General features: G+C 36.7%; 18 protein-coding genes, 1 tRNA gene and 3 pseudogenes. 5 read left to right on the top strand and 17 right to left on the bottom strand.

Features of this window, described 5'->3' with window-relative positions:
• Positions 1 to 3 precede the first annotated feature (3 nt).
• Together RBI_RS03135 and RBI_RS03130 are read right to left on the bottom strand one after the other, a co-directional pair.
• Complete coding sequence (locus RBI_RS03135) at positions 4 to 1287, bottom strand: WYL domain-containing protein (protein ID WP_038670988.1); 1284 nt, start codon at positions 1285 to 1287, stop codon at positions 4 to 6.
• Between the two features lie 70 nt (positions 1288 to 1357).
• A complete protein-coding gene (locus RBI_RS03130; RefSeq protein WP_038670986.1) occupies positions 1358 to 2134 on the bottom strand; it encodes a hypothetical protein in 777 nt (258 codons plus the stop codon).
• 385 nt (positions 2135 to 2519) lie between these two features.
• Here RBI_RS03130 and RBI_RS03125 point away from each other — a divergent pair, with 385 nt between their 5' ends.
• From RBI_RS03125 to RBI_RS03110, 4 genes are all read left to right on the top strand, one after another.
• Positions 2520 to 2804, top strand: a complete 285-nt coding sequence (locus RBI_RS03125) for a hypothetical protein (protein ID WP_242843669.1) — start codon at positions 2520 to 2522, stop codon at positions 2802 to 2804.
• Positions 2801 to 3283, top strand: coding sequence for an SWIM zinc finger family protein (locus RBI_RS03120; protein ID WP_038670984.1), 483 nt, complete (start codon positions 2801 to 2803; stop codon positions 3281 to 3283). The genes RBI_RS03125 and RBI_RS03120 overlap by 4 nt, the downstream gene beginning before the upstream one ends.
• A gap of 105 nt (positions 3284 to 3388) precedes the next feature.
• A complete protein-coding gene (locus tag RBI_RS03115; protein WP_038670982.1) occupies positions 3389 to 4960 on the top strand; it encodes an AAA family ATPase in 1572 nt (523 codons plus the stop codon).
• Between the two features lie 126 nt (positions 4961 to 5086).
• The gene (locus RBI_RS03110) at positions 5087 to 5296 is read left to right on the top strand and encodes a DUF7675 family protein (RefSeq protein WP_038670980.1); all 210 of its coding nucleotides are present in this window, start codon (positions 5087 to 5089) and stop codon (positions 5294 to 5296) included.
• Positions 5297 to 5402: 106 nt separating this feature from the next.
• On the opposite strand, the gene RBI_RS13960 is transcribed toward RBI_RS03110, so the two are convergent.
• From RBI_RS13960 to RBI_RS14895, 3 genes are all read right to left on the bottom strand, one after another.
• The gene (locus RBI_RS13960) at positions 5403 to 6236 is read right to left on the bottom strand and encodes a hypothetical protein (RefSeq protein ID WP_051706384.1); all 834 of its coding nucleotides are present in this window, start codon (positions 6234 to 6236) and stop codon (positions 5403 to 5405) included.
• 365 nt (positions 6237 to 6601) lie between these two features.
• Positions 6602 to 6745: a hypothetical protein gene (locus RBI_RS14900; protein WP_158455062.1), complete on the bottom strand. Its 144-nt coding sequence runs from the start codon at positions 6743 to 6745 to the stop codon at positions 6602 to 6604.
• Entirely contained in the window at positions 6729 to 6887 is a 159-nt protein-coding gene (locus RBI_RS14895; protein WP_158455059.1) for a hypothetical protein, read from the bottom strand. Before RBI_RS14895 ends, RBI_RS14900 begins: the two co-directional genes overlap by 17 nt.
• A 3808-nt stretch (positions 6888 to 10695) precedes the next feature.
• Here RBI_RS14895 and RBI_RS03090 point away from each other — a divergent pair.
• Positions 10696 to 11787 carry a site-specific integrase gene (locus tag RBI_RS03090; RefSeq protein ID WP_038670975.1) on the top strand — a complete coding sequence of 364 codons (1092 nt, stop codon included), beginning with the start codon at positions 10696 to 10698 and terminating at the stop codon, positions 11785 to 11787.
• Between the two features lie 184 nt (positions 11788 to 11971).
• Here the strand turns inward: RBI_RS03090 and RBI_RS03085 are convergent, their stop codons facing one another.
• The 12 genes and pseudogenes from RBI_RS03085 to RBI_RS14455 all read right to left on the bottom strand — a co-directional run bounded on the left by RBI_RS03085 (position 11972) and on the right by RBI_RS14455 (position 19869).
• Complete coding sequence (locus RBI_RS03085) at positions 11972 to 12499, bottom strand: hypothetical protein (RefSeq protein WP_038670972.1); 528 nt, start codon at positions 12497 to 12499, stop codon at positions 11972 to 11974.
• A gap of 9 nt (positions 12500 to 12508) precedes the next feature.
• Positions 12509 to 12964 (bottom strand): hypothetical protein, encoded by a 456-nt coding sequence (locus RBI_RS03080; protein WP_272481049.1) that lies wholly within the window; start codon positions 12962 to 12964, stop codon positions 12509 to 12511.
• Positions 12965 to 13066: 102 nt separating this feature from the next.
• Positions 13067 to 13411 (bottom strand): DUF7668 domain-containing protein, encoded by a 345-nt coding sequence (locus tag RBI_RS03075; RefSeq protein WP_038670967.1) that lies wholly within the window; start codon positions 13409 to 13411, stop codon positions 13067 to 13069.
• A 5-nt stretch (positions 13412 to 13416) separates the two neighbouring features.
• Positions 13417 to 14343, bottom strand: a complete 927-nt coding sequence (locus tag RBI_RS13955; RefSeq protein WP_051706382.1) for a polymorphic toxin-type HINT domain-containing protein — start codon at positions 14341 to 14343, stop codon at positions 13417 to 13419.
• 33 nt (positions 14344 to 14376) lie between these two features.
• Positions 14377 to 15225 (bottom strand): hypothetical protein, encoded by an 849-nt coding sequence (locus RBI_RS13950; RefSeq protein ID WP_051706380.1) that lies wholly within the window; start codon positions 15223 to 15225, stop codon positions 14377 to 14379.
• Between the two features lie 12 nt (positions 15226 to 15237).
• Positions 15238 to 15789 (bottom strand): annotated as a pseudogene (locus RBI_RS03060) (polymorphic toxin-type HINT domain-containing protein); the annotation flags it as partial.
• Positions 15790 to 15912: 123 nt separating this feature from the next.
• Positions 15913 to 15987 (bottom strand) — tRNA-Gly (locus RBI_RS03055).
• Positions 15988 to 16029: 42 nt separating this feature from the next.
• Positions 16030 to 16515, bottom strand: a complete 486-nt coding sequence (locus tag RBI_RS03050; protein WP_081855925.1) for a VanZ family protein — start codon at positions 16513 to 16515, stop codon at positions 16030 to 16032.
• A complete protein-coding gene (glmS, locus tag RBI_RS03045; RefSeq protein ID WP_038670964.1) occupies positions 16466 to 18304 on the bottom strand; it encodes a glutamine--fructose-6-phosphate transaminase (isomerizing) in 1839 nt (612 codons plus the stop codon). The genes RBI_RS03050 and glmS overlap by 50 nt, the downstream gene beginning before the upstream one ends.
• A 13-nt stretch (positions 18305 to 18317) precedes the next feature.
• A complete protein-coding gene (locus RBI_RS03040; RefSeq protein WP_038670962.1) occupies positions 18318 to 18776 on the bottom strand; it encodes an NUDIX hydrolase in 459 nt (152 codons plus the stop codon).
• A pseudogene (locus tag RBI_RS14460) lies at positions 18776 to 18901 on the bottom strand (polysaccharide biosynthesis C-terminal domain-containing protein); the annotation flags it as partial. The pseudogene RBI_RS14460 and the gene RBI_RS03040, both read right to left, overlap by 1 nt.
• Before the next feature lie 190 nt (positions 18902 to 19091).
• A pseudogene (locus RBI_RS14455) lies at positions 19092 to 19869 on the bottom strand (transposase).
• Positions 19870 to 19897 lie beyond the last annotated feature (28 nt).

The raw sequence follows: 19897 nt of genomic DNA, 5'->3' as shown, positions 1-19897 counted from the left end.
CTCCTAAACACTCACATTATACTTTTTACAGAGTTCTTCAACTCGTTCTTTTATGCTTTTGACTACGCTCTTAGGTTCTATCACCTCCACTTTGTCTGAATATTGCAAAGCCCAATTTACTATGCCATATGGGCTTGTCCTTACTTCAACTATCTCAAAATCCGTCTGATTTTTAGGGAGCTTGTGTTCCTTTTTATACGCCTCTGTTGTTATCTTATAATCCTCGCCAAAGCTGTCATGGATAAAAGTAAGATTGTTCGTTCCTGTTTTATATGGATTTCTCACTTTCAAGGTAACAGTTGAAGGGCTGTCATAGCTCATGCCAAGGTGATTGTTCTTAAAACGCTCGTAACTGCTCCCCTGAACGGCATTATTTACGTTGTTAGCACCTGTTGCCGCCGCGAAGCTTTTGCCTATCTTTCTTATTTTGATATTCGACATAAGGTCGATACGATATATGCAAAGCTTCTTTTTGTCCTCTGTATATCTCGGCTTGTCGCTTTCAAAACAGCCGAGCATATAAAATCTGCCCTTATCGGCAACGATAAAATGCGGGCTTACAAAAGTGTCCTTGCGTTTTGTCAAAACAGGTTTGAGTATATATTGGCTTGCTTTCAGGTCATATTCTGTGGTATAAAAATTGAACTTAAAGGCTATTTGCTGCCTGTTGCTGATCGCCTGCTGGATAGTATTTAAATTCTCTCTTAGCCCCTGAGAATCTGTATTTTCGGTGTTGTATATGGGACAGGTATACTCCTTATAATGGCTTGAAGCAAGCTCGGTTTTTATACGCTCAACTAGGTCAGGCTTTTTATCCTCGTCTATCGCCTTTGACATTTTCACGGCATTTATAAGATCAGTGACCTCGCTTTTGGAAAATGGGTGATTGTAGTATATACCTCTCACAGAGTTTATTTTCTCTGCAAGGGTCAGTTCGTCATCATCGTCATCAAAATACTCGTCGCTTTCATATTCCTTGATAAGAGCGTCTATTGAGTCGAACATCAATCTACAGTCACGTCTTTCATTCAAAGTCACGCCGTCAGCGGAATCAAGGGCTATCGCCATGTTTACCATTTTGTTGTGAAATGTGCTTTTTGTGCCGAGATATTCGCTTATTTCCTCCACCTTGCGCATTTGCGTCTGACTTGTGGGATTGTCCACATCTGTATTATTTTTCAGATACCCCAGAATCGCAAACAGCGACTCTATGATATCCTTATTGCTCTTTCTATGCCCCTCTTTCAGATTTTCAAGCTTATCTTTTATATTTTCCTTTTCTGCCATAGTTCGCCCTCCTATAACAATTATCTCTATAATTATATTGTATCACAGGGAATATATCACTGTCAATCAGCTATGCCACACGAATTATAGTATTTGAAATTATCTTGAAAAAGATATCTCCTTTCTCGCTTGTTTCAGGGGTGATACTGTTATACACAAAGGCTGAAACACAGCCTTCTATGCCGTCGCCTTTCATATCCAGGCACTCACGCTCGGCTTTCCAATCGTTTTTGTACGGACTAACATAAAGCACTGCATTGCCACCTATGATAGCATATGGATAACACTTATCCTCACGATACTTCTGAAACTCATCAAACGCCGCCAGAGTCTCTGCTTCCGCTTTTGTGAGCTTCTTTCTGTTTATTCTTCCACTCCCCATTCTGTCTGTCATGAATTTCATGCGCTTTTTGCTTTCTTCCACAAGCTCTTTTTTAGTTGCAAGGACTAGCTTATCATCGCATGAATACTGCTCCTCGCCCTGCCATATCATAGCCTTTTTGTCATATGTAAAATCTATTGGCAGGACAAAGAACACCAGATTTTTACCTCTGTATGCAAATCTGTCTATCTCAGCTATAGCCCTTTTTCTTGTAGGATAAACGCCTCCGCACATACACAATCTGTCAAGCTTTCTGCCGTCTTTTCTGTTGTATGCCTCTACTCTCCACTTTCTTGCGTCAGCGTCACAGTACATAGAATAATCATCATATATCACCGTCTTTTTGCCCTCCTCGATCATGATGACCTGAGTACCCTTTCTTTGCTCGTCAAATGGTGGAATGTTATCTGACAATGCCGATCTCTCAATGACCTCTGTGTTAAAAATCTTTGTGTTCTTTTTCATAGCCTTACCTCCGTATCAACTCTGTCTTGACCTTATGTGCTTATTATAGCACCTTTAAGGTTCTGTTTACTGTTCCAAAATGGTCTGTGATGTGTTTTTTTGATTTTATTCCCTTTTCAAGCTTCTATATATATTATAGCACCCACTTAGTACAGTTTGCCGAACCAATTCGGCACAATTATGATATATTCTTTTTTTCATATATTTTTTTTGCGAGATATTTGATAGTGTATTTCTCATACAATAAACTTTTTTTGCACCTTGTTTTTGCTACAGGAAAAATGATATAATAAAAAACCGACAAGAAGAGAGAATAAAATGGATATTTCAAAGAAAGGTTGGGACTTATTTAAAAAAATTACTTCCCAAATGGCAAGAGACATATATGGAAAGACTTATCAAAGAATATATTTCACTGCTGAACGAAGAAAAGCTTGCCTCTGAAAAGTTTTGGGAGCTTGAAAAGCGTATAAATAAAGATAAGCGTAGTCCAGGGGTGATTGTGCCATACCGTAAATCAGATGTAATGATGATACTTCTTAAACTCATAAATGATAGTGTCATAACATTTGACGATCTTGATGAATTCAGCGATAATATAAAAGGTAGTTTAAAATTTATAACTGGTGCAGATCAAGCTTATCAGGAACAGGGAGATGTGACAAAATGAACATTGCGTTGAAATGCCTTTTTTCAACAGGGGTACATGACAGAGGTCATGATTATTTCTTAAATGGTGCTGTCCATGATATTAAATATTCCAACAACGAGCTTAAAGCCGTTGTATCAGGAAGCAAAGATTATATCGTCAAGATAGTTTTTTCAGAAGATGATGAAAATGAGATTTTAGATATGGATTATACTTGTCCATACGCTTGCGACGGATATAACTGCAAGCATATGGTGGCAGCACTTTATAAATTTGATGAATGTAGGGGAAATGGGCTTTCATTCAAAAATGCGACCGATATTTTGCTCAGACCTGCATATACAAAAGATGATCTTGCGGCCAGAGAAGTTGCAATAAAAAAGCTTATTGCATATGCTGATAATAAAACTGTTCGCTCTTTTTTAGCTGAGGTGCTTGCTTCTGATGACAAGCTTTACATGCGGTTTTATAACATTATAACTGAGCTATGGGAAAACTGATGTGAGAACCTATTTTAACAAGTTTTGCTTCTAAAAATCGACTTGCTTTCCCCGCAGAAAAATGGTATAATAGGAATAACAAATATTTTCAAGGAGGCAAGACAAATGGGCATTTACGTTAACCCTGATAATATTGATTTTCAGCGTGCAATAAATTCACAGATATATGTTGATAAAAGTGGACTTATAGAACTTACAAATGCAAAACTTTTTACCGAACAGCAGTTTATTTGCGTAAGCCGACCACGTCGTTTCGGCAAATCAATGGCAGCAAATATGCTCACCGCCTATTACAGCCGTGGCTGTGATTCTCGTAAGATGTTATCTGAGCTAAAGATCGCAAAATCTGCTGATTTCGAAAAGCATCTGAACAAGTATAATGTTATTCATATAAATATGGTCGATTTTCTTGACCGTTCTAAAACTATGGACGAAATGCTTGACTATCTCAGGCGCAGATTGCTTCACGAGCTGAAAAAGGGCTTTTCAGACGTTGATTGTTTTGACTGGGATAATCTGCAATCTGTGTTAGGCGAAATATATACTGACAAACGAATTGCTTTTATTTTCATAATCGACGAATGGGACTGCATATTCCGTATACACAAAAACGATTCTGACGCTCAGACAAAATATCTTGACTTTCTGCGAAATCTTTTGAAAGACCAAAGCTATGTTGCGCTCGCATATATGACAGGCATTTTGCCCATAAAAAAGTACGGCGAACATTCTGCATTAAATATGTTTACGGAGGTTTCGATGACAAATCCCCGTGAGTATGCAGAGTATACAGGCTTTACTGAGGACGAAGTCAAGGGGCTTTGTGAAAAATATAATATGCCTTTTGATGAAACTAAGCGTTGGTATGACGGCTATAATTTAAAAGGCATTGCAACATACAATCCTCGTTCGGTGGTAATGTCAATGACAGGTCACGATTTTGACAGCTATTGGACTTCCACAGAAACCTATGAGGCGCTGAAAGTCTACATTGATATGAATTTTGACGGGCTTAAAGACAAAGTGACACGGCTTGTGGCAGGCGAGAAAATACCGATAAACCCGACAAAATTTCAGAATGATATGACTACTCTGCGCAGTGCGGACGATATTTTCACGCTGCTTGTCCACCTTGGTTATCTGACTTTTGATTTTTACACAAAGTGCGTGTGGATTCCAAACAGCGAAGTCGCTCAGGAGTTTATAAACTCTATCGAAGACGGCGGTTGGGAAGAAGTTATGAAAGCTATCAATGCTTCCGACAAGCTTTTGCAGGCTACTATAAATGGTGATGAACAGGCTGTTGCTGACCTTATCAATAAAGCGCACAGCGAGAATACATCTATTCTGAAATACAATGATGAGAACTCTCTTTCCTGCGTTATTTCCATTGCTTATTACTCTGCAAAGAGGACATATACAGTGGAGCGTGAACTGCCTGCGGGCAAGGGTTATGCTGATCTTGTTTTCAAGCCAAGAAGAAATAACAGCAACCCTGCGATGATAGTCGAACTGAAATACAACAAATCTGCTGAGTCAGCGATACAGCAGATAAAGGACAAGAATTATCCTGATTGCTTGAAAGACTATTCGGGCGAGGTTTTGCTTGTGGGGATCAGTTATGATGATAATAAGAGACATTGTTGCAGGATAGAAAAAATAGTTTGCCAAAAATAAATATGACATTTGAATTTTTGAAGCCACGTATTTCAGTGTTGATAATCTAAGACTTGATAATTCAGCTTGAGATTGAATGTACTGAAATTGCAAGAGAATGTGATTTATGAAAAGAGGTCGAGTGCAGTGCCAAACATATGGTACAAAAACAAAGAAACCGATACTATTTGGTGGAAAGATGACCCTACAGTTATCAGAGTGTGGATATTCAGCTTTGACAAAACCACTGAATTTAATATGTTCCATGATTATCCTTATAAATTAACAAAAGAGCAGAAACAGATTTTTGATAAAGAAAAACCCGAATGGGCGGATTTCTTTAAGGATAGAAAATAACAGATACAAGGTATTCATTTTGTAATTAGATAAATCTCTGATGTACAATATAATAAAAAGCCCACAGACCCGATCACATTGATCGCATCTGTGGGCTTTTGAAATTTTACCACACATCGTATATCTTAGCCTTTTCCTCGTTGAAATCATCAGGAAGCGTTCCGATATCCCAGCCGGAATTGGTAGTTTCTATGTAAAGATAATGGCTTCCATTGTAATCATAGTACGTGCCGGGGGCATCGTCTGTTGCCTTTACTCCTATTGCAACGTGTTCAGGAAGTTCGATAAAAATGCAGCCATAGCCAAGTTCTTTGAGCAAAGCTCCCAAAAGTATGGACGAGTCCTCACAATCACCGCACTGGTCATAAAGCGTTTCCAGAGGATATTTTGGAAAATCATTATATCCCGTTGAGGTCATGTCGTCAACATACTCTATGCTCTGCACGAAATTTGCAGTTTCTCTTATAGTCTCAGATTCGCCATAACCGCATTGGTCGCAAAGGCTTTTTATTTCATCTGCAAGCTGTTTTACGAGCTTATGATTATTGTCGTCACTTACATAGTTATGATAATCTTTCACATATGAGTATCTCAAAAGACTATGATAATATTCATACATATCGTCCTGAATATTCATTGATATTTCAAAGGTATATTGTTTGTCATAGCTCGTCCAGTTAAAAGTCCTTTTTGACCATGTCGGGTCTGCAGGCTGAACATAGTCAGGCTTTCGGTCATCACGAGGCTCATATCCGTCCTCATCAGTGACTATGGGTGTTTGCTGAGTAACTGTGGTAGTGGTCTGCTGTGTTGTTGTGGTGTATGTGTCGTATGTATTCAATCCCGGTCTTTTCTCTGGATACAGAAATTCATCAATTGTATTGCTAAATGCAAAATATACACCCACTGCCACACAAATAGTAATGAGTATTTTCTTCATATGTTTGTCCTGTTTTTAGTTGGTTTACGACTTTTGTCATATGTACATTATACTACAAGACGGTATAAAATACAATACTATTAGATATACTTTACGAATTTGTTCTTATTTTTGCTATGGTTTGATATTTTGCTAAATAGTTGATATTTGTGGGGTGGTGGATTTCATTCTCACCTTTCGTGAATTTCTGTTATATTCATAGCATCTGACCTAGCGGAACATTTTTTGTGACAATGAAGATCTATGCCATTGTCGATAGAGTCCCTTATGGCTAGTTTGTGTATGAAAAAAACACCCGGTAAGGTGCTTAGTTCCGATGTTTGGGTATAAAAATACCGCCTCGCCGTAGCGGAGCGGTATTAATATTATGCGGTATGTTGTTCATCAGTTTCATTTTCCGGATTGCCGTTCTCATCTGTGTGCATCATAGATCCGATAATATCGGCAATTTCACTGCGTGTTTTTGGTCTGTCATCAAGAGGTTTAATTGGTCTATTTGGATTTAACATACTCTATTCCTCCTTCATTACATTTCTTTATGAATCTTTTTACAAATTCATTATTATCAATCTCATCTTCTTCAAAAGAATAAAATGTTTCAGACATAAGCTGCCTTGCTTTATTGTATTCATAGCCAGCCTTTTTATTCAAAACATAAACCTCGCCTTGATTTGTAACAACAGACATCGCCTTTATTGAACCCTCGCATATAAACGTATCAATATCAGCTATAGAAAAATTATTTGTACTTGGGTGGTTATGAAGATAAATAAGCGATTGCCTTTCTGCATTTTTTTACAACAGAAACCGCAAAAGGATTTTTGGCAGGCGACACAACGAACTCTTCTCCAAGAATTTGAACTTCGCTTTTAAAATTCAAATCATCAATAAATAAAACTTCGTTACTTTCATTCTTATCTTTGGCATAGCAAAAAAAAGAAAGCATATATATTTATCAACTAAAAGCACCCAGATGAAGATACAAACAGTGCCACGACAGATCACCATAACACTGTTTATAATTATAAATAAAATTGTATTACTTGATATATTTGTTCAACTTATAAGATAAGAAAATAAATGACATATTATATATTCAAAATAAAGAAGATATATCGTTTTAACGCAAATAATAGTTGTTTCTTTTCCATATCACATTCGCTCTAAAAAAGCAATAGCTCAAATAGTTTTAAAGATAAAATCAGCGGATCGCACAAAGGTGTTAATGTTTCATTGGCGATATTGCTGTAATTCTCAAAGATAATGCATTATAAAATAACAAATTTTCACTTATATAAACATAAAGCTATAATAAGTAAGCAAAAAATAAGAAATAAGGATAAGTGGCTCAGTTTTATTTTAGCATATATACTCAGTATGTTTACTTATTCTTGTTATAAAACAAAACAAGAAGAAACAACACATCTTATATTACAACATCTTATATTACAAAGAAAGAATGAAAATAATAGTTGTTTCTTTTCCATATCACATTCGCTCTAAAAAAGCAATAGCTCAAGTAGTTTTAAAGATAAAATCAGCTTTTTATACAATTGTGCAAACATTTCATTGGTAATATTGCTGCAAAGCTCGAAGATAACGCATTAGAAAACATCACGTTTTCATTTATATAAACATAAAACTGTAATAAGTAAGCAAATAAATAAGAAATAAGGATAAGTAGTTCAGTTTTATTTGATCATATATACTCAGTATGTTTACTTATTCTTGTTATAAGATAAAATAAGAAGAATAAGCTACTCATTATAATATAAGAAGAAAGCACCGCTTATATTACAAAGGAAGAAGATATATCGTTTTAACGCAAATAATAGTTGTTTATTTTCTTTATCACGTTCGCCTTAAAAAAGCAATAGCTCAAGTTGTTTCAAAGATAAAATCAGCTTTTTATACAATTGTGCAAACATTTCATTGGTAATATTGCTGCAAAGCTCGAAGATAACGCATTAGAAAACATCACGTTTTCATTTATATAAACATAAAACTGTAATAAGTAAGCAAATAAATAAGAAATAAGGATAAGTGGTTCAGTTTTATTTGATCATATATACTCAGTATGTTTACTTATTATTGTTATAAGATAAAATAAGAAGAATAAGCTACTCTTTATAATATAAGAAGAAAGCACCACTTCACTTATATTACAAAGGAAGAAGATATATCGTTTTAACTCAAATAATAGTTGTTTCTTTTCCATATCACATTCGCTCTAAAAAAGCAATAGCTCAAGTAGTTTTAAAGATAAAATCAGCGTATTGCACAAATATGTTAATGTTTCATTTGCGGTATTGCTGTAGAATCTGAAGTTAGCAAATTAGAAAACAACAAGTTTTCATTTATATAAACATAAAGCTATAATAAGTAAGCAATAAATAAGAAATAAGGATAAGTGGTTCAGTTGTATTTTAGCATATATACTCAGTATGTTTACTTATTCTTGTTACAAAATAAAATAAGAAGAGTAAGCTACTCATTATAATATATAAGAAGAAAGCACTACTTCTTATATTACAAAGGAAGAAGATATATCATTTTAATGCAAATAATAGTTGTTTCTTTTCCATATCACGTTCGCCCTAAAAAAGCAATAGCTCATGTAGTTTCAAAGATAAAATCAGCGGATCGCACAAACGTGCTAGTGTTTCATTGGCAGTATTGCTGTAATTCTTAAAGATAATGCATTAGAAAACAACAAATTTTCATTTATATAAACATAAAGCTATAATAAGTAAGCAATAAATAAGAAATAAGGATAAGTGGTTCAGTTTTATTTGATCAAACATACTCAGTATGTTTGCTTATTCTTGTTATAAGATAAAATAAGAAGAATAAGCTACTCATTATAATATATAAGAAGAAAGCACCGCTTATATTACAAAGGAAGAAGATATATCGTTTAAATGCAAATAATAGTTGTTTATTTTCTGTATCACGTTTGCCCTAAAAAAGCAATAGCTCAAGTTGTTTTAAAGATAAAATCAGCTTTTTATACAAATGCGCAAACATTTCATTGGTAATATTGCTGCAAAGCTTGAAGATAACGCATTAGGAAACATCACGTTTTCATTTATATAAACATAAAGCTATAATAAGTAAGCAAATAAATAAGAAATAAGGATAAGTGGCTCACTTTTTTATTGACAAAGCACCTATAATTAGCTGCAAGATAAAAAAAGATGTAATTGACTTATATGTTATATCTATCTCTTTTCTTATACTGCTCATAATAAAATAGAATAATGAGTTACTCGGTATCTTTACTTATTCAAGCTTATAACAAAGATACTATCAATCGTGAAATTCGCTGTCTTTCTTATTATATAATGAGTGTTCAACTTAGATAGTTGATATTTTCCGCCAATCAGTTTATACATTATATCCAAATACGCTTATTATTCATTGTTGGAAATGCATAAACTTCAAATATAATTTTATTTTTTTGATAAAAGGCATTGACTTTTGAACAGAAATATGATAAGATAAAATTGTTAAAAAAAGTATAAGTTTAGTGTATCTAAGTCATTTAGATGCTCTTTTTTTGTATCAAAAAATAGAGAGCTCACATTCGTAAAAAAAGAATGTGGGCTCTCTTTTTGCTTTTTCGTCGTGTTTGCGAAATATGACAAAAAATTCACCTCAGCAATTCCAGCAGGAAACATTTGTTGAAGTAAATTAAAACAATAAAAAATCTGAACATGCTCATGATCCATATTGTGGTATGTCAGCTCAACAAAAGTATTTTACATTAAAAAAACAATATCTTTAATTTGAAATAATTCAGGCTATACTATTTGCTATTGATTTACGTGATATGAAATTGACAAGCTCAACGATACTAACAAGGAAATACTTGTTTAAAAAGTCCAACATTGCATTCCTGATTTTCGGAAACGCAAAAAAAACAGTTTTGTAAAAAAATATGTAGTTAAATAAACAGTTAAGACTAATAACGTTTTGTATAGTTTACAGGATTATTGTTAAAAATAATGGCCGATGAAACATGCTTTCCTTCAAAATTTAACAAAAGATCTATTCCGTAGATTTTTGTAAAAATGCATCTGACCTTTTTTGTTTTTTGCATACATTATATATCATACAATTGGTATGATGTAGTGTGAGTTTGTAGAAGCTTATCGTTTTTACAAATTTATTGATTAAAAAATCAATAAATACTCCAAAACCGGTGTCACTAATTGATTCTTAAATCAGTTAGTCTGCTTAACCAGCAGCGCTCGGGTTGGCGATATAACCCTGCTGACACTATAAAGGTGTCCACTGAGTATGTCTTTTAAAAGACATGCGTCTTCATTTGGTGGTCGGAGAATGATCCGATTCACTGGCCTTAGCGTGCTGCTAAATAACACCTTTATACTGTTAGTGTCAACCGCACTTGACCCCACCCACACACAAAGCAAGGACCATAAAAAGGAGTATTTCGATGAGCAAGTTTAAAATTGTAAATAGAATTATTGACGGTAAAAATGTAGAAGTAGAAATTGGTCACAATACGTTGCAGTACGTCCTAATAAATAGGCTAACTGGAATGCGTTTCTTTGGTACAAAGAAACATAAACTAAAAATCAAAAATAGTATCAAGAAAGCCAGAATTAAGAATTTAAAAGACAAAGGTTTCTCAGATGAAGAAATTGAAAAGTTTTTAGATGAAATAGTCATTTATAAATGGAGGATATTTACAGAAAGCAGCTTTAATAGATATATTAAAGTAATAAAACGATTTTGTAAATATCTTAAAGAAAAGTTTCAGACAAGTCACCTAACAATGTTCGAGGCTGAAAAATATATACAGGAGTACATTGATGTACGAGAAGCAAGGGGGTTGTCCGCTGATACTCTCAACACTGATCTTTCTGCACTTTGCAAAGTTTTCGGCAGAAGAACAATTGAATTTAGACACCCTCCACGCCATGGAGCTCATTTAAAGAATGATCCGACAAAATACAATACTGAAACGGGTGAAACAACTCGTGATGTTGGAGTGACCACAGGCTTACGACGCCGTGAGCTTGCTCACTTAAAAGTCGATGATATTAAATTCATTGACAGCGAAACTGTCCACATTTTTAGTATTGGAAAGGGTGGCAAACATAATCGTACGGTGTTGAAAGGAATTGTCGCAGTGGCAAAGCTAAAAGAATATATTAGTCGTGCTGAAAAAACGGGCAATGATTTTTTGTTGACAAAGGCAGAAGCACGCGTCCCGGATGGACTCCACTATTGCAGGGCTATGTGCGCACAGAATACATACTATGCCGTTTTGCAGGACATGGAAAATGATCCTGCAAAGCGTGCAGAATACATTCAGAAAATCAAGGATGAGTTTAAACGTTGCAAGAGAAAGCTCAAGGAGAATCTCGACAAACCTTATCGACTTCGAGGATATAACAGAGAAGCAGCATTATCAATCGGCAAGCCAATTGTCTACGATCGTGTTGCGGCGATGTATGTTAGCTTGTTCATACTCCACCACTTCCGCACGAATACCACCATTCTACATTACTTAGTGAAATAGCGAATCCAACCAAGTTTATCAACATAGAATGGGTGACTAGGCGTTGCTGAAATTGTTTCGCCATTTACACAAATATGGATAAGCTATTTGTCTATAATCAGCAGACCTACAACATAATATTAAATTTGTTGTATATAACTGTTAAATAAGAAAAGAAGCGAACTGGATGCCGCTGCTTTATCAGTCAATATCTCGGCTGCCATTCCTCAATTATATCAATCATTCTGTCATTGGTTTCGACTTTCATCTCGAATATCAAATCATCAAAATCGTCATCATTTTCTGTGTCGTTGCAGTTTAATCTAAACCAACCTTCATCTAACCAATCGATAGTAATTGCAGCGCCAAATATCAAAGAATCTGCATACAAACCTTCCCCAGAAGTGTCCTCTCCGTTACAAATGGTAAAATGACCACTTGTGAGACTAATTATTATACTGCGACAATTGCGAAGTTCTTCTTCATTTATAGCAAGCTGTGGAAATTTCGTTTTAGGAACGAGGAATGGTTTATCATTTACATAGATTTCTCCATCCATTTTAAGAAGATGAACCATAAAGAACTGCATACGCTTAGCTCTTGTCTTAATATTCCTAAATTTTAATATGTATTTTCCTTTTTCTGTACATCTTAAATATCGATATACGGTTTTTCCATTATAAATAATTATAGGGGAATTACGTTCTTGAAATAATACTGAAAATGCTTTCATTTTTTCCTCCTAAGGCTTAAAGTGTCTATAAGGATCTATTTCATCATGTTTCCACGGAGAAACCGGAAGTAAATTCTCTAGTATATTTGAACCACCATCTCTTTGTGGAGTGTCTTTATGATGAAGTTCCATTGAATACCATTGACCATTTTCTAGATACTGAACTGATGGTGCTTTACCCTTTTTCATTCTTGCGAGGTCACTCGCACTATAATTTCCAGAATTATTGTAAGCTTCATTTTTCCAATAACGTTGGCGTACTGTAGACCACTTAGGATTTTTACCAGATGCTGTTGGCGCGTCTATAGGGTCTCCCACTTGCCAACGCTTTCCTTTGGATGCTGACTCATTACTAACGTTGTTTGTTGATACTTCTTCTATTCCACACCCATTATGAACAAAAATGCCATTTTCGCCCACAAAGTAAGTATGAAACTCCTCAACCTCAAAGTTATAAACCTTGATAGGTGATTCAAGAATCTCGTGCTAATTATGGCATTTCTCACTAAAGCCCCAATTTCTCAAAAGTTTAACCCCACCTAGCCATTAATCACAACTAGTATTCATTCAAAAAACATGAACTTTATTAAGCGTGATGCTTTTTAATAATCTACCATAAAACTCTGCATAACATTCCATAGATAAATCACTTTGCTCATTATCATACCAAAAATCGATTGTAGCGTAAATGTTAAATCCATCGAAATCTCCCAAAACTAATGTATCAAAAAAATCATTAATGTTTTCACAGCATGTGATTTTTCCTGGATATTGATTTATTTCATAAAGAATCTCCTCAACTTCACACGCTATTTTACATGTTTTTTTCAGTTCGTCCCAATTCTGTTCCACTATTAGTCTTTGAATTAGATACATTTTTTCAATAAGTGTTCGTATTTGATATCCATGCATATTTTTCATCTCCTATTTTTCGGAATACTTGTAATAGTAGTGAAATCCCAACCCAACTCACCAACAAAATATTTATCAGCGTAATTAATTGCTTGAAAAGCTTCTTCTTTAGTTTTTCCTGCTTTTCTTAGTGAAATATATGCAACTTTTCTCTCATCACCATAAGTACCTCCATAATTATTATGACTTTGGAATTGGGTTGCTTTGTAGTGCTCTGTTCCCATCCTCGTCGAAGGTCCCTCTAAAGAAATAGCTGGAGCGTTACTACTGCTATATCCAGGCATATCTTTTACAGAAGCATTTTGAATAATATGGTGGGATTCTTTTCCTTCCTCGCCCCGTAATTCTTTATATTTTCCTGTATTACAATCATTATGTACCAGCACCCCACACTCGCCCACAAAGTAAGTATGGAAATCCTCAACCTCAAAGTTATAAACCTTGATAGGTGATTCAAGAATTTCGTGCTGAACCCATTCAACTGTTACAAGTTCACCATTTGAAAGTACAAGAACATCTCCTGCACGAAGTGAACGTGCTAAAGTCCAACCAAGTTTATCAACATAGAATGGGTGTGTCGGCGTAGCAGAAATTGTTTCGCCATTTACACAAATATGGATAAGCTCGTCTGTTTCATTGATATAGGTTTCAGTAACCGTTTTAACAGCTACTTCACCAGTTGTTTCGTCCTCCGAAAGAACCCTATCGCCGACTTCGATTTCTTCAATCGGTTCTTGTCCGTCCTCAGTAGTCACAAGTGTACCAGCAACAAAGCAATAAGATGTGCCAAAGTCCTTTGCAGAACCCCACATTGACGTTCCTGTCATTGCAACTTTAAATAAGTCGCCCTTTATCTCTTCCCAGGTGAAACTTGCTTCGCCTGTTATGTACTTCTTCGCTATTTTCCTGAACACTGATGCGCACAGCAACATTTATTGCAAACTGCACGCATCATCTCAGAAAGATTAATATTTAAATTTCCCTATCTCCCTGTTCTTACAATAATGATTTATGACCTGTTTTTCAAATTCGTTCCAATTCCACCAATTATATTTATCAATTTTCTCAATATAACCACTATCATCATTAGGTACAAAAACCTCATAATTTCCTAGCATCATTAAACATTTAGGAATGCTACGAGTTGATGTTGAATAAATTTGTTTTAGATAATGGTAATTACCACTTTTTAGTGGCAAGGGTTGTTCAGGCTCACATGGAAAATACCTTATAGTATACTTAAAATCACATTTATCGCTTATCCAAAAACGAATTAAAGGTACTTTATCTCCATCTCGGAATATCTTATCTTCAAAATACAATTCCATAGACTTTTGAAAAATTATATATTTGTTTTGCAAACTATTTTCTGTAGCAAGCTCGTTTGTTATTTTATATGCAAAAGCGTCTCCAATTTTCCATGGACACCTGTAAAAATTTTTCTTTGGGATTTTTTTTCTCTGAGGTGGTTGAGAATCAAGCTGTTCCTTTAAATCATTTAATGCCTTTTTCCTTTTATCGCCTAATTGTTGCGACCTCTCATACCAAAACTCTAAATCAGCACCTTTTTCAATATGTACAATGGCACGATGTTTCACTTCATCCAGTAGTCTTCCTTTTTGCCACTGAATTTGTGCCAATGCCATCCAAAAAAGTGGTGCATCATCTTCATTCGCTAAAATACAGTGAAATTTATCCATCAACATTTTAGTTGCTTCTATATTTGATTTTCCAAGTTGAAGATAACTAATATAGTATTGCTTTACATCACTATATATATCATTTTGATTAATTTTATACCCCCATGTACCCACTATATACCTCCTTTATATTCTGCCATGAAGTCCATAATCATTCAATGATTCATCTAATTTATTCGCATATTCTTCGCCGGCTGTAAGATACCTTTTTGATTTAGTCGCATTTTTCGCCGATTTACTCACTCCATTAATTTGATTATTATAAGCATTTCCGCTTTTCTTTACAGGATTGAGAGTATTATATTTTTCTATTCCAAGTTGCTCCAAACCCCTCGCTGCATCATATGGAATATCTTCAGCAATAGGTACCATTTTTAAATTTTTTCTCGAAGAATTACTTGCTTTATGTTGCGCTTTTCTTTTTTCCAGATCATTTGTTCTACCAACATATTCGATTTGATTCGTATTTTCATCGTATAAAGCATAAACACTTTGATTATCTCCACACCCATTATGAACAAAAACCCCATTTTCGCCCACAAAGTAAGTATGGAAATCCTGCACTTCAAAGTTATAAACCTTGATAGGTGATTCGAGAATTTCGTGCTGAACCCATTCAACTGTTACAAGTTCACCATTTGAAAGTACAAGAACATCGCCTGCACGAAGTGAACGTGCTAAAGTCCAACCAAGTTATTGATAGCAATTATTTTTACAATTCTAATTATACTATAAAATCTGTAAAAAATCAATATCCGAATACAGAAAAAGCAGACGTGGCAAAACGTCTGCTCAGCTATTTGGAGCAAGCAACGGGAATCGAACCCGCATCCCAAGCTTGGGAAGCTTGTATACTGACCATTGTACTATGCTTGCAAAAAGGCAATACTAAAATATATTGCCTTAGAGCAAAGCCTGTTACCACGGACTTTGCTCATTCTTGTATTTTTTATTGTATCTCATCTTTAAACGCCAAGATGTGAACCCCACGCATGCCCCGAGAGTGTTGTTGAAAACATCATCAAATTCACAAAGCCCTCTGCCTGTGATATACTGCGTTATCTCGATACCTGCTGAAAAGGCAAGGGACATAAGGAAAACTTTTTTGAACTTTGTGACGTTTAAAAGATATGGCAGCAAAACACCCAAAGGTATAAACATTGCAATGTTTCCGAAAATCTGTACCAGCCAAAAATCCCGCAGATACTTGATGCTTATGTTCTCCAAAAGGTTTCGCACCTCCCAGAAGGGCATAAGTTCCGCCTGACGTTCTCCCCACTGTCTGTCTATGAGTGTGAGCCAGAGGACGGCAAAGATGTACACTGCAAACAGCGATGTAAGTATTTTTCTCTTTTTACTCCACCGTAACGCTCTTTGCAAGATTTCTCGGCTTATCAACGTCATAGCCCTTTCCTACTGATACATAATATGACAAAAGCTGAAGCGGTACTACTGAAAGGCTTGCCGCAAAAAGGTTATCTATCCTTGGCGTGTAAACTGTGAAGTCAGCAACGTCCTCCATAGCATAATTCCCATAGGTAGTAAGTCCGAAAAGCTTTGCTCCACGGCTTTTTACCTCGACCATATTGCTTATGGTCTTTTCATAAAGTGCAGACTGTGTTACCACGCTGAACACGACAGTTCCGTCCTCGATAAGGCTGATAGGGCCATGCTTAAGCTCGCCTGCTGCATATGCTTCGGAATGGATGTAGCTTATTTCTTTGAGTTTAAGGCTTCCCTCCATGCCTACTGCATAGTCGATACCTCTGCCGATAAAGAATGCGTCCTTTATATTCACTACCTTTGAAGCAAACCACTGCAAGCGTTCCTTATCCTCGAGAATTTTATCTATCTTTTCAGGGATAGTATTAATCTCCTCAACGAGCTGAGCAAATCTTTCGTCGGATATCTCACCTCTTGCTTTTGCAAACTGCATTGCAAGGAGATATGCGGCAACGAGCTGACAGCTATAGGCTTTAGTTGTTGCGACGGATATTTCAGGGCCTGCGAGGGTATAGAAGACATTATCAGCTTCTCTTGCGATAGATGAACCAACAACGTTTACGATACCGAGAGTTTTTACTCCTTTTTCTTTACAAAGTCTTAATGCCGCGAGGCTGTCGGCAGTTTCGCCCGACTGGCTGATGATAATAGCGAGGCTATTCTTTGCAAGCTTCATTTGTCTGTATCTGAACTCAGAAGCAAGTTCCACACGGACAGATAGTGAAGTCAGTTCTTCGATAACATACTGAGCCACCATACCAACATGGTAGGCAGAGCCGCAGGCAACTATATACACCTGCTGGATATTTTTCATATCCTCGTCAGAAAGTCCGACGCTTTCAAAACTTATATTTCCATCTGTAAGCACAGAATTGATAGTATCCTTTATCACCTTTGGCTGTTCGTGTATTTCTTTGAGCATAAAATGCTCATAGCCGCTTTTTTCTGCAGCTTCTGCGTCCCACTCGATAGTTTTCATTTCTTTCTGTATTTCTTCGCCATCGAGATTGTAGAAAGCAACTGCGCCTTTTGTAAGTTTTGCAAGCTCCATATTGCCTATATAGTAGACATTTCTTGTATACTTAAGTATTGCAGGAACGTCAGAAGCAAGGTAGCTTTCGCCGCCTGTAACGCCTATTATCATAGGGCTGTCTTTTCTTGCGGCATATATTTCTCCGGGATAGTCCTTGAACATAACAGCGAGGGCATAAGAGCCACGGATACGAACGAGGGCATGATTAAGAGCGTCAACAGGAGTACCCAGGTACTTTTTGTAATAATAGTCGATAAGCTTTACGGCAACTTCTGTATCAGTTTCTGACTTAAAGGTATATCCTTTTTTGATAAGCTTTTCACGAAGCTCCTGATAATTCTCGATAATACCGTTATGTACGGCGATAACATTTTCATCGTCGCTGCAATGAGGGTGGGCGTTTACAGTTGACGGCTCGCCATGGGTAGCCCAACGGGTATGGCCTATACCGCAAGCGCCTTTTACAGCCTTGCCGTCGTTAGTCATTTCCTTTAGGACTTTCAGCTTGCCTTTAGCTTTTACGATCTCAGGCTCTGCGTCACCATTTCTTACAGCGATACCGGCAGAGTCATAGCCTCTATACTCAAGCTTTGACAGGCCGTCCAAGAGGATCGGGGCTGCCTCGTTATTTCCAGTAAATCCAACAATTCCGCACATAACAGTGTCTCCTTTAAATTTTATTTTTGTTGATGTAATCTTCTATAGCAGGTCTATTTGGAGGAAAAATATCCTCCGGCAGGTCGCAGATATCAATAAATTTAAGCTGCGACACCTCAGAAGCCTGCATTTTAAGCTCGCCTGTATACTCGTGGCAGGTGTAGACGATATCAACGTTTGACACCTTATCGCCGTTGGGGTAAGTATACTGCATTTTTTCACCTGAATAGACGCCAAGCAGTTCGAGCTTTTTTGCTTTAAGACCTGTTTCCTCAAAAAGCTCTCTTTCGGCTGTTTGCTCAACAGACTCACCAAGTTCCACCGAGCCGCCTGCATATCCCCAGCTTCCGCAGTCTGTTCTCTGCTGCATGAGCATTTGTCCTGCTTCGTTTATTACTATTACGCTTGCTCCCACCTGCAGCAGAGGGGTGTGGCCTAGGTGCTGGCGGAGGGATCTTATGTATTCTGACATTACACAGGCTCCCCAAAAGTATCAGGGTGACTTGGATCAAATATCTCATTGCAGGTCATAACAGTAACAAGATCCTCAGTATCACTGAGATTGATAATGTTATGGGTCCAGCCAGGTATCATGTGGCCCTGCGAAAAAATCTCTGTAAATTCAACAACAGTGATAAAAAACGATATTGTGGAGCGGCTTGAAAAACAGCCGCTCATTTTTTTTACAGTATACAATAAATACCGTAATTTGTCAAGCTTCTTCAACAGTCAGTCTGCTGGAATGGAGCGCAGCGCAATGGAATCAGGCTGATTTTCAGCGGCTCGCTCAGCCAAGCCTGTCGGGGTACATGATCTCCAGCTCGCCAAGAACTCTGCCACAGTTTCTCAGCGGCAGAGTCCACTTCTTTGTAATCTCATGGGTTGCCAGATACAGAGCCTTCAGGAGCGCTGTATCGCTTGGAAATACGCTTCTCTGCTTGTTCAGACGGCGGTATCCGCTGTTAAGGCTTTCGATGGCGTTGGTGATGTAAATGACCTTTCTGACCTCCGCTGAAAACTTAAAAATCGGCGATATGACGTCCCAATTCTTGTACCAGCTTTTCATAGCATTGGGATAATCCTTTTCCCACTTCTCCGTCACACGCTCAAGCTGTTCAAGTGCAGCGTCCTCAGACGGCGCATGGTAAATTGTTTTCAGATCATTAGCAAATTCTTTCTTGTTTTTTTCGCCAACGTATTTCAGCGTATTTCGCACCTGATGAACGGTCCGATACCTGAAATATCCTTTTGACGCTTCATTACGACCTTTGGCTCAAATGTTCCGTCGCGATCCTGCGGTACTTCAATTTCCGTTTCTCCGAAGTTTCCACGTATTTTCTTGGTTTCTTACCATTTCGGTAGTCCGGATTGTCAGAATGCTCATAAGCGCCATATCCGAGATGTTCGTCCATTTCGGATTCAAGCATTTCCTGTATAGTGCCGCCAAGAAGATCTTTCAGAGCATCTTCTATATCCTTTGCTGACCGGATATCATACTCCTCTAGCAGCATTCCGATGATGTTCTTTTTTTCTTCGCTCATTGGTTCTCTTTTTCTTCTTCCCATAAAAAATCAGCCTCCTGTGTTATTTATA

Source organism: Ruminococcus bicirculans (ex Wegman et al. 2014), assembly GCF_000723465.1.
In the GTDB taxonomy this organism is placed as follows: Bacteria; Bacillota; Clostridia; order Oscillospirales; family Ruminococcaceae; genus Hominimerdicola; species Hominimerdicola aceti.
This window is presented reverse-complemented; position numbering and strand designations above follow the sequence as displayed.